Raw genomic sequence first — 297 nt, forward strand, 5'->3', positions numbered from 1 at the left:
GCTGAGGGTGGAGCTGTCGCTGCTCACGCCGTCGCTGACGGTGTAGCTGACCAGCGGTACCGCGCCGTGGTAGTTGGCCGCCGGGGTGAACACGTAGCTGCCGTCGGCGTTCAGCTGCAGGCTGCCGACGCCGTCGATGCTGGCGCTGGCGCCAGCCGCGTAGTTGTTGGCGCCGATGCTGAAGCCGGTGACGCGCACGTCGCCGTCCACGCTGCTGGTACCGCCCAGCACGCTGCCTTCCAGGGTGGTGTCTTCCGCCACGCTGACGGTTTCGTTGCCGTCAGTGAAGCCGTCGGT

General features: G+C 68.7%; 1 protein-coding gene. It reads right to left on the reverse strand.

Going from position 1 to position 297, the window contains the following annotated elements; all coding sequences use genetic code 11:
- Positions 1-297, reverse strand: a 297-nt coding sequence (locus ACG97_RS17810) for a cadherin-like domain-containing protein (RefSeq protein ID WP_047968524.1), incomplete at both ends; no start/stop codon positions are given.

The sequence above is a fragment of the Vogesella sp. EB genome, assembly GCF_001037925.1.
Taxonomy (GTDB): Bacteria; Pseudomonadota; Gammaproteobacteria; order Burkholderiales; family Chromobacteriaceae; genus Vogesella; species Vogesella indigofera.